We start from the raw sequence: 11,336 nt of genomic DNA on the forward strand, positions 1-11,336 counted from the left end.
GAAGAAGAAGAGGCATGGGAGGCAAAAGGATGAAGCTTCAATACGACAAGCCGGCGTCCTTATGGACGGAAGCGCTGCCAATCGGCAACGGCAGGCTTGGAGCGATGATATTCGGCGGGGCGGATTTGGAGAGGATCCAGCTGAATGAAGATACGTTATGGTCCGGCGGACCAAGGGATTGGAACAACCCGAAGGCGAAGGAGGCGCTGCCGGAAATCCGGAAGCTGATTGCCGAAGGCCGGCACAAAGAGGCGGAAGCGTTAAGCAAAGCTTCGATGATGGGCCCCTACACGCAGACGTATATGCCGCTTGGCGACCTTCACATCCGTTTCTACCATGGAAATATCGTCTCTAGTTACCGGAGGGAGCTGGATTTGGCGGACGGAGCGGCCCGTACGGCTTACCGGGTCGGAGGCGTGGAGTATACGAGAGAGGTATTCGCGTCGTATCCCGACCAGGTTGTTATCGTTCATTTAAAGGCGGGCCGGGAAGGGCTGCTGAGCTTTAAAGCGAGTCTTTCAAGTCCGCTGCGCTCGTCCCAAACCGCATCGGACGGCGCATTGCTGCTGAGAGGGCGCTGCCCGGAATACGTAGCTCCCAATTATTGCGACATCCCCGAGCCTATCGTATACGGAGCGGAGGATGCGACTTCCGCGATGCGGTTCGAGTGCAGGCTGCAGGTACGGCTGGAAGGCCCCGGCACTTGGCGGATCGACGGCGACGGCCTACATGTAGACGGTGCAGCATCCGCGATTTTGTATTTTACCGCGGCAACGAGCTTTAACGGCTTCGACCGCTGCCCGGGCACCGGCGGGCTGGAGCCGGGTCCGATAGCCGAGCGGCAGATGAATGCCGCGCTGGCGAAGCCGTATGCGGATCTGAGGCAGGCGCATGCCGGCGATCACGCCTCGCTGTTCGGCAGAGTCCGGTTCCGCTTGGGGGATTCCGTCGCCCCGGAGGCGCTGACGACCGACCGCCGCATTGCGGAATACGGCGCGCAGGATCCGAGGCTGGTGGAGCTGCTTTTCCATTACGGGCGATACCTGATGATCGCTTCCTCCAGAGCCGGCACCCAGCCCGCTAATCTTCAGGGCATCTGGAGCCATGAGGCGAGACCGGTCTGGAGCTGCAATTATACATTGAATATTAATGCACAGATGAATTATTGGCCCGCGGAAAATTGCAACCTGTCCGAATGCCATGAGCCGCTGCTCCGCTTTATCCGGGATTTGGCGGAAACCGGGCGCCGGACGGCGGAGATCAACTACGGCTGCCGCGGCTGGACGGCTCATCACAATTCGGATATTTGGCGGCAGTCCGCTCCTCCCGGCGATTACGGGCACGGCAATCCGCTGTGGGCCAACTGGCCGATGGGCGGCGTCTGGCTGTGCGCGCATCTGTGGGAGCACTACCGGTTCGGCAAGGATAAGGGCTACCTCGCGAGCCATGCTTATCCGGTGATGAAGGAGGCGTCGTTGTTTTGCCTGGATTGGCTGTTCGAGGACGAAGAGGGCCGGCTTGTCACATCGCCTTCGACGTCGCCCGAGCACCGATTCAGGCTGGCGGACGGACGGACGCCGGCTCTTGGCAAGGCTTCGACGATGGATATGTCGCTGATCCGCGAGCTGCTGTCGAACTGCATCGAGGCGGCGGAGACGCTCGGCATCGACGAAGAGCTGCGAAAGGAGTGGGCCGGGGCGCGTTCGAGGCTGCTGCCGATGCGGATCGGCAAGCACGGACAGCTGCAGGAGTGGTCCGAGGACTATGACGATGAAGACCGGTATCACCGGCATGTCTCCCATCTTTACGATATTTACCCGGGAGAAGCTTTGACGCCGGAAGGCACCCCGGAGCTGTTCGAAGCGGCGCGCGTCTCGCTTGAGCGGCGCGGAGACGGCGGCACCGGCTGGAGCATCGGCTGGAAGGTGAACCTGTGGGCGCGCTTCCGCGACGGCAACCGCGCATTCGGCCTGCTGACGGCTTTGCTGAAGCCGACGGTGGATGACGGCGGGAAAATCGATTTTGTAAGCGGAGGCGTGTACGCCAATCTGTTCGATGCGCACCCGCCGTTCCAGATCGACGGCAACTTCGGGGCGACGGCCGGCATTGCGGAGATGCTGCTGCAGTCGCATGGAGAAGCGATCCGCCTGCTGCCTGCGCTGCCGGACGTCTGGCCGGAAGGCGAGGTTAGCGGCCTTCGGGCGCGCAGCGGCTTCGAAGTCGGCATGATCTGGAAGGAAGGCGCGCTGTCGGAGGCGGAGATCGTTTCGCTCCACGGAGGGCTCTGCCGGATTCGTGCGGCGGGACGGTTCGCCGTCTTGTCGGAAGGCCGGGAGGTCGAAGCGGAAGTGGAAGCCGCCAATGGAGATGCTGCGGACCGGCAGCAACGGGTCATCGCTTTCCGGACTGAAGCGGGGAAATCCTACACGCTGTCCAGGCTGAATGATTGAGAGCGATTGAACGATTGAACGATTGAACGACCGAACGTTTGAACGGTTGAGCTGCTTTTGAACCGTTAAGCTGCGGACGTCAGATCCGTTATTTCCTCTAAAGTTGACCATTTTGAGCTTTCGCGGACTCCAGATCCGTTAATGGGTCAAAAATGAGCTGATTTGAGCCTAATTTCGATCTATAACGGAAGGTGTGTCCGCCAGAACCGCGCTGGCGCCATTTTAGGAGAAATAACGGATCGCGGTCCGCGAATCTATCAAACGGTCGATCGTTCGGTCGGTTCAAGAAATAAAAAAGGATACCATAGGAGGTTAGCTCTAACATGAAAATGCCGTACGAGGTTCCCGAAAATAAGAAGCTTCGCCTGATCGTCAACACGGATGCGAAAAACGAAGCGGACGACCAGTTCGCTATCGCTCATGCGCTGCTTACGCCCCAGTTCCGGATCGCGGGCCTTATCGCCGCTCATTTCGGCACAGGCCGCAGCGCCACCTCGATGGAGGACTCTTTCGAAGAAATCGAAAATGTGCTGCGCATTATGAAGCTGGAAGGGCAGGCCGGCGTATACCGCGGGGCGCCGGCGGCGCTGGCGGACGAAGAAACGCCGATTCCCTCCGAAGGCTCCGAGCTGATCGTCCGCGAGGCGATGAAGGACGATCCGGCTCCGTTGTTTGTTATTTTTCTAGGTCCGCTTACGGATCTGGCCTGCGCTTATCTGCAGGAGCCGCGCATCGCGGACCGGCTGACCGCGGTCTGGATCGGCGGCGGCGCTTACCCGGCCGGCGGCGAGGAATTTAACTTAAGGAACGACGTCAAAGCGGCCAACATTGTCTTCCGTTCTCCGATTCCGCTCTGGCAGGTGCCGAGAAACGTCTACAAGATGGTCCGCGTCAGCCTGGCGGAGCTGGCGGTAAGAGTGCGGCCGCACGGAGACATCGGCCGGTATTTGTACGACCAGATGGTCGCCTTCAATTTGCTGCCGATTCACGGGCCGAGATGGCCGAAAGGCGAATCGTGGCAGCTGGGGGACTCGCCTGCCGTATCGCTGCTGCTCGACGATCACGAGTTTGAATGCGACCTGATGGACCCGCCCCATATTACGGAAGAGATGCTCTACGAACCGGGGCCGCCTGGAGCGAGGAAAATCAGGGTATACCGTTCCGTGGACTCCAGGTTCACGCTAGAGGATATGTATGCCAAGCTGGAATTGTTCAATAAAGAAAATTAAACAGGGGGCGCTTATACGATGTCGATCCGCATCATTAATTGCAAAACGGAATATTTGAAAAATCCGCTTGGTCTCGACACGCTTGAGCCGAGGTTGTTTTGGCAGCTGGAATCGGAGCGCCCGGGAACCGTTCAGACCGCATACCGTATTCTGGTCAGCGGCTCGCGCGAAGCGCTGGACCGGGAGGAAGGGACGGCTTGGGACAGCGGTGTCGTCTCCTCCGGCGAATCGGCGCATATCGTATATGCCGGCGAGACGCTCGAGGCGGAAGCCGCCTATTACTGGAAGGTGAAGGTTTGGGACGGTGAGGGCAGCGAGTCGGAGTGGAGCGAGCCCGCGTTCTGGACGATGGGGCTGCTGTCCCGCGGCGCATGGAAGGGAAAATGGATCGGACGCAAAGCCGAGCAGGGCGTCGATCTGCAGCCGCCGCCGTTTCTCCGCAAGGCGTTCAAGCTGCGGAGCGGCATCCGGCGGGCGGTGGCTTATGCGACCGCGCTTGGATTGTACGAGCTGCAGGTGAACGGGCAGCGGATCGGGGACCGGTTCGCGCCGGGCTGGACGGACTACGACAAGCGAGTGCAATACCAGACCTACGAAATCACGGAGCTGCTGCAGGCCGGCGGCAATGCGGTCGGCGTTATTTTGGGAGACGGCTGGTATTCGGGAACGGTCGGCATGCTGGGCAGAAACGTATACGGGCAGCGGCCTTTTTTCCTCCTGCAATTGAATGTGGAATATGAAGACGGGAGCCGGGAAAGCATCGTCACGGACGACACCTGGCGAACGATGCGGGGGCCGATTTCCTACTCCGATATGATTCTTGGCGAGACGTATGACGCGAGGCTGGAGCCGGGGGCGTGGAGCACGGCGGAATATTCGGATACGGCATGGGAGAAGCCGGATGTCCGTCCGGGTTATAACGGCCTGATCGTTGCGGCGCTTGAGCCGCCCGTGCGCATCACGCAGACGGTAAAGCCGGTAAGTGTCCGGAAGACGGCTTCGGGCAGCTATATTTTTGACATGGGGCAAAATATGGTCGGCTGGACGGAAATCAAGGCAATTGGCGAGCGGGGGATCAAAATCACATTAAGCCATGCCGAGATGTTGAGCCCGGACGGCTCGCTGTACCTGGACAATCTCCGCAAGGCGGTTCAGCAGGATCATTATGTGATGAAAGGCGAAGGCGAGGAGCGGTATGAGCCGCATTTTACGTTTCACGGCTTCCGTTATGTCGAGGTGATCGGCTATCCGGGCGAGCCCGGGCTGGAGCAGCTGACCGGCAAGGTGGTGCATTCGGATACGCCTCTTGCGGGCAGAATGGAAACCTCGGACGAAATGGTCAACAAGCTGTTTTCGAATATTCATTGGGGCCAGCGGGGGAACTTCCTGTCGGTGCCGACCGACTGCCCGCAGCGGGACGAGCGGCTCGGCTGGACCGGCGACGCGCAAATTTTTGCGAGAACGGCCTCCTATAACATGGATGTTTCGCGCTTTTTTACGAAGTACGTATGGGACATGATCGACTGCCAGCAGCCGTCGGGAGCGTTCACGGACGTAGCGCCCGATGCCGGCTGGATCCGTTTCAAAAATTGGAGCACCCGACTGAACTGGTTCGCGCCGGACAACTCGGGCTGGGGAGACGCCGGGGTCATCATTCCTTGGACGCTTTACCTCATGTATGGGGATACGCGAGTGCTGGAGCGCCATTACGAGGCGATGGTGCGCTGGGTGCAGTATTTGAAAAATAACAGCGACGGTCTGGTCCGTCCGGGCTACGCGAATTACGCGGATTGGCTGTCGATCGGAGCGGATACGCCGAACGAAGTGCTCGCAACCGCTTATTTCGCCTACAGCACCAAGCTGCTGTCGCGCATTGCCGGCGTGCTGGGCAAACGCGAGGACGAGCAGGCCTACGACGAGCTGTATGCGCAAATTGCCGATGCGTTCCGGGGCGCGTTCGTGGACGGCAGCGGGCGGATTCACGGAGATACGCAGACGGTGTACGTGCTGGCGCTCCAGTTCGGCCTGCTGACGGAGGAGCTGCGCAAAAAGGCCGTCGACCGTCTGGTCGACGATATCCGCGGACGCGGGAACAGGCTGTCGACCGGCTTCCTCGGCGTCGGATATTTGCTGCCCGCGCTTACGGACAACGGTCAAATTGAGGTCGCCTACGATCTGCTGACGCAGGAGGAGTTCCCGTCTTGGATGTACTCCATCAAGCACGGCGCGACGACGATTTGGGAGCGTTGGGACGGCTGGACGGAGGACAAGGGCTTCCAGACGCCATCCATGAACTCGTTCAACCATTATTCGCTCGGGTCGGTCGGCGAGTGGATGTACCGGTATATGGCCGGCATCGAGGCCGATCCCGCCGCGCCGGGGTTCAAGCATGCGGTTATCCGGCCAAGGCCGGGCGGCCGGATCAAGTGGGTGAAGGCGTCCTACGATTCCTGCTACGGGACGATCGGCAGCGAATGGCAGCTTGAGCCCAATGGCGTATTCAAGCTTCAGGTGTCGATCCCGGCGAATACGACGGCAGACGTGTACGTGCCAGGCGATGCGGTGCTCGCAGGCGGGGCCGAAGCGGGAAGCGTTTCGAGCGCGGCTTCGAAGCAGGACGGCTGCTCCGTGTTCCGGCTCGGCTCGGGCCGGTACTCCTTCGAGAGCGTGCAAGCGGGAATGCTGCGCAAGTAACCGCGCGCTCCCGCCTTGGCGGTAATCCAGAGCGGGAGCTTATGTCACCGGTTGCTTGCAGTTCCGCAAGCTTCTAAACGAACTTGACAATACTTTGCTATACGTGCTGATGCCGCCGAAAGGCGGTGTCAGCCGTTTGCGTTTACGGATAGTGAGGATTAGGTTAGGATTATGGGAGGCTTCTAGCTGGATGAAACGGTGCTCGAAGGACGATAGCCCGTCCTGCAGCAGGCTGATTACGGAACGAGGGGAAAGTCTGGGATAGAATTTGGACGGTAAGTGTCTGGGGGCGCTGGCTTGGTGTAGTAACTGGATTTTATGCAGCTAATTTCCGCCGTACTCTGTTTTTCCGCAAAGTAACTGGATTTTGTACATCTAAACAGCCGAATAGAGCGGATTTGGAGCAACTCGCCTATTTAGATACACAAAATCCAGTTATTTCAGCAAGGTACAAATTTACTCCCAAAATACCTGTATGAAATCCAGTTTATGATGCCAGCATTCCCAATACCCGCGGATAAAAAAGTTGAGTGGGACCTGCCGCTGAAACGATCCACTTCTCCAAAGGAGCGATGACGATGAAACGGAAATGGGCGTTCGGATTAAACGGAAAACGGAAGCTGTTCGGCAAATTTTTATTGTCCTATGTTCTGATTTTGCTGATCCCGCTGATGGTAGGCGCGCATGCTTATTATCAGACGGTGCAGGTCGTGAAGGACGACGCGGCGGAGCTGAACCTGGCGGTGCTGGAGCAGAGCGAGGAGGCGCTTAACCGTCTGCTGACGGAAATCCGCGATATCGTTTCCTTGCTGTCGCTGGATTCGGATCTGCTGAATGTGATGCTGACCGCCGACGCTTCATGGCCGCCGCAGGCGGTGTACAAGTTCTCCCAGCTGCAGAAAAACGAATTGAACATGCTGTCGACGAACCAGCTGTTCTCCAATCTGTTCGTCTATCTCGAGAAAAGCGAAGCCGTCATCTCCGGCGACCGGATCGACAAGCTGGACTCTCAGCCGATAAAGATCGGCGACGTTCCGTTCGGCCTGTGGCTGGAGGATACCATCGCCGGCGAGCGGATGAACCGGTACTTGCCGCTGTCCCGCGTATACGACGGAAGAACGACGGAGGATTACGTAGCGTACGTCAGCCCTCTGCCTGCAGGCACCAACATGCGGACAGACGGAGCCGTCGTCATTCTGATCAAGGAAAGTGCAATCGTCCGGATGTTTGACCGGCTGCTGGCCGAGGAAGGCTCGTTTGCCTATATTTTGAACGAAAAAGAGGAAATGATCGTCTCCGCATCGGCCGGCGGGGAGCGGGTCGAGACGGTGAGCGCCGGGGCCGGGAAGGATTCGTTCGTCCGCATGAACGGGACGGACATGTTCATCACGTCGGTGCATTCCCCCGGCAGCGGCTGGACCTATGTGGCCGGCCTTCCGGCGGACAGCGTGTTTGCCAAAGCGGAGTATATCAAGCGGATCAACTGGTCCATTGCTCTGGCTGCGATAGCGTTTGGCTGCTTGGCCGCTTTGCTGCTGGCGTACCGGAACAGCAAGCCGATCGCAGAGCTGCTCGATTCGATCAAGGATTTTGCGGCAGCCCCCGGTGAGACGGGCAAGCGGGCATCCGCGATGGACGTCATTCAGAAGGCCGTGCATGAAATCATTACGAACAACAGAAGCATGAGCCTGTCCATGAAGCAGCAGCTTCCGCTCCTGCAAGCCGCCTGCTTCGAGAAAATGCTCAAGAGCGGCTTCAACCATGAAATCGAAATGCGCGCCCATCTTTCGCAAGCGGAAGTTTCGATTATCTGGGACAACGTAGCGGTCGCCGTCATCCAAATTCAGCATGCCGGGTATATGCCGGAGGAGGAGCTGACGGCGGGCAAAGCGCGGATGAAACGCCTGCTGCTGCATGAGCTTGGAGAAGGGACGTTCGTCCATGACCTGAAAGCCGAGAAGCTGGCCGTCGTGTTCTCCTTCCGCGGTCCGGAAGAGGAGGTATTCGAGCGGAGGGTCGGACAGCTCCGGCAGCTGCAGGAGAGCTTTCTCGGCGAGCTGTCCCTCATGACCTCCATTGGAGTCGGGCAGGCGTATCATCGCGTCATGGACGTCTGGCGCTCGTACAACGAAGCGTGTCAGGCGCTGGAGCACGAGGATCCGGATGCCGCCCAGAAGCTGGCGCGCTACGATTGCATCAGCCGGCATTCCAGCCATTATTATTATCCGCCGGATGTGGAGCTGAAGGTGATGAATGCGGTCAGGGCGGGAGACACCGAGGAGCTGAGCCGGCTGCTGGAGCATATCGAAACGCAAAATATCGGGGTCCGGCAGCTAAGCCCTTGGCGCAAAAAGCAGCTGATCGCCGAAATGCAGGGCACGCTTCAAAAAATAAGCGGACAGCTCGACTATTTGTCCGGGGACGACGGGGCCCTGCCGGACGGCCAGGGCGGGCCGGAGGCGGACGCGGCGGAGGAGTACAGCTATGCGCGCGTTCCGAAGCAGCTGCTCGCCGTCTGCGAGCGGATCAAGCGGCAGAAGACCTCCAAATACGAGGGCATGCTCGAGGGCATGAAGGCTTACATCGTCGAAAACTATAAGGACAGCAATCTCAGCCTCAGCATGCTGGCCGCCGAATACAAGCAATCCGAAACCTATGTATCCACCTTTCTGAAGGAGCAGCTTGGCGTAACCTTCTCCGAATATTTGGAGCGGCTGCGGCTGGACGAGGCTTGCCAGCTGCTGAAGGAGGAGAAGCTGCCGATCGGGGACATCGCGATCCGGGTCGGCTACAACAGCGACAAATCGTTCCGCAGGGCGTTCAAACGGGTGTTCGGCATACAGCCGACCTCATACCGGAATGAAACGATGGCGTGCTCCGAATAAAAGGTGTGTCCGCCTCTGAAAACCGCATAAAATCAGGGGTTTCCGCCCTTCCGAAAGGAAGGTGTGTTCCGGATGAAGTGTTCCTTTACCGTTCAGGCCGGGCCGGTGTATCGTGTTTTGTGAGAGCGCTACCAATTTTAACGGCCCGGCATTGCCGCATGAGCGGCCGGCGCCGACAGAGAATTCGCAAGGGGGAGGATCGCCTATGAATGACGTGGCGGCCGGACGTGCCGGTACATTCGCGGGAATACGGAGAAAAGCAAAAAAACAAAAGGTGCTGCTGCTGCTCTTCATTCCTGCAATCGCTTACTTTTTAATTTTTCACTACATTCCGATTTACGGAATCCTGATTGCTTTCAAAGATTTCCGTATGCAGGAAGGGCAGAGCTTCCTGGAATCGGTGCTGTGGGCTCCCTGGGCCGGCGCGTACGGGCTGGATCATTTTAAAACGTTTATTAACGGGCCGTATTTCCTGAAGCTGCTGCGGAACACCTTTTTGCTCGGGTTGTACTCGCTGCTGTTCGGCTTTCCGGTTCCGATCCTGTTCGCCCTGCTTCTTAACGAAATCCGGAAAAAGCATTACAAAAGCTTTGTTCAAACGATCAGCTATTTGCCGTACTTCCTGTCCGTCGTGGCGGTGATCGGCATGATGAAGATGGTGCTGTCTCCAAGCACCGGTATCGTCAATATTATTCTCGCCAAGCTCGGCCTGGAGCCGGTTTATTTCTTCGCCGATGCCAGCTGGTTCCGCTTCCTGTTCGTCAGCTCGGGCATTTGGACGTCGATGGGCATGGGCGCGGTCATCTATTTGGCGGCTTTGTCGAAGGTCGATGCCGAGCAGTACGAATCGGCGGTCATCGACGGCGCTTCCCGGCTTCGCCAAATGTGGCATATTACGCTGCCGGCCATCAAGCCGGTCGTGGTCATTACGCTCATCCTCAATATGTCGGGCGTGCTGAGCGTCGGCTCGGAAAAAATCATTCTTATGTACAACTCGCTAACCTACGAGACGGCGGACGTATTCTCCACCTTCGTCTACCGCAGGGGACTTGTCGAGCTGGATTTCAGCTTCGGCGCGGCCGTCGATTTGTTTAATGCGGTCGTGAACGTCATCTTCCTGGTGACGGCAAACTATCTGGCACGAAAGGTGGCGGATGAAAGCTTATGGTAAAAGACACCTCCTTCGGCTCAAGAATACTGGATTTCATCGTGCATGCCGTTATGGTTTTTGTCGTGCTAATTACGCTGCTGCCGCTATTGCATGTCGTATCGATCTCTTTCAGCAATCCGGATGAGATTATGAGGGGAAGGGTCGGCCTTTGGCCTGCGGACTTCAACCTGGACGCCTACTTCACGATTCTGTTCGAAAATGCCCACATCCCCCGTTCGTTTCTGAACTCTGTCATTATTACGGTAATCGGTACGGTGCTCAACGTGCTGTTCACGACGATAACCGCCTACTCGCTGTCCAAAAGAGATCTGCTGTTCCGCCCGTTTTTCCTGATGCTGTCGGTGCTGCCGATGTTCTTCACCGGAGGTATCGTGCCGCAGTTTCTGCTGATCAAATCGCTCGGCATGATGGATTCGGTATGGGCGCTGACCGTTCCGGTGCTGATCAGCTCCTGGTGGCTGATTATTATGATTTCGTTTTTCAAAAATTTTCCTCAGGAGCTTGAGGAGGCGGCCAAGCTGGACGGCTGCGGCGAGCTGCAGACGTTAATCCGCATCGTGCTTCCGCTGTCGATGGCCGGCGTCGTTACGATTGCGTTGTTTTACGGAGTATCCCACTGGAACTCTTATTTCTCCGCCATGCTTTATATGAGGAGCTACGACAATTATCCGCTGCAGCTGATTTTGCGGGAGATCGTGCTGCAGAGCACGATGGCCGAGCAGCTGGCTTCGCAGGGCAACGCCGCCTTGGCGGAGGATATGAGCACGAAGCTTACGCCGGAAAGCGTTCAATACGCGACGTTGGTCGTGTCCATCGTCCCGATGCTCGTGATTTATCCTTTTATCCAGAAATATTTTGTCAAAGGCATCATGATCGGCTCGCTGAAGGGCTGACATGATATGAAGGA

6 protein-coding genes are annotated in these 11,336 nt (G+C 57.9%); all 6 read left to right on the plus strand.

Annotated features, from left to right (window positions below):
• Window positions 1-29: 29 nt before the first annotated feature.
• The 6 genes from KP806_RS12860 (at window position 30) to KP806_RS12885 (ending at window position 11,322) form a co-directional block, all read left to right on the plus strand.
• Complete coding sequence (locus tag KP806_RS12860; protein WP_224724095.1) at window positions 30-2,450, plus strand: glycoside hydrolase family 95 protein; 2,421 nt, start codon at window positions 30-32, stop codon at window positions 2,448-2,450.
• 323 nt (window positions 2,451-2,773) lie between these two features.
• On the plus strand, window positions 2,774-3,679 hold the full coding sequence (locus KP806_RS12865) for a nucleoside hydrolase (RefSeq protein ID WP_224724096.1): 906 nt from the start codon (window positions 2,774-2,776) through the stop codon (window positions 3,677-3,679).
• An 18-nt stretch (window positions 3,680-3,697) separates the two neighbouring features.
• Window positions 3,698-6,373 (plus strand): glycoside hydrolase family 78 protein, encoded by a 2,676-nt coding sequence (locus KP806_RS12870; RefSeq protein WP_224724097.1) that lies wholly within the window; start codon window positions 3,698-3,700, stop codon window positions 6,371-6,373.
• Window positions 6,374-6,951: 578 nt separating this feature from the next.
• Window positions 6,952-9,258 carry a helix-turn-helix domain-containing protein gene (locus tag KP806_RS12875; protein ID WP_224724098.1) on the plus strand — a complete coding sequence of 769 codons (2,307 nt, stop codon included), beginning with the start codon at window positions 6,952-6,954 and terminating at the stop codon, window positions 9,256-9,258.
• A 205-nt stretch (window positions 9,259-9,463) separates the two neighbouring features.
• A complete protein-coding gene (locus tag KP806_RS12880) occupies window positions 9,464-10,429 on the plus strand; it encodes an ABC transporter permease (RefSeq protein WP_224724099.1) in 966 nt (321 codons plus the stop codon).
• Window positions 10,423-11,322, plus strand: a complete 900-nt coding sequence (locus KP806_RS12885) for a carbohydrate ABC transporter permease (protein ID WP_224724100.1) — start codon at window positions 10,423-10,425, stop codon at window positions 11,320-11,322. The genes KP806_RS12880 and KP806_RS12885 overlap by 7 nt, the downstream gene beginning before the upstream one ends.
• The last annotated feature ends 14 nt before the right edge of the window (window positions 11,323-11,336 follow it).

The sequence above is a fragment of the Paenibacillus vietnamensis genome (assembly GCF_020169515.1).
Lineage (GTDB): Bacteria > Bacillota > Bacilli > Paenibacillales > Paenibacillaceae > Pristimantibacillus > Pristimantibacillus vietnamensis.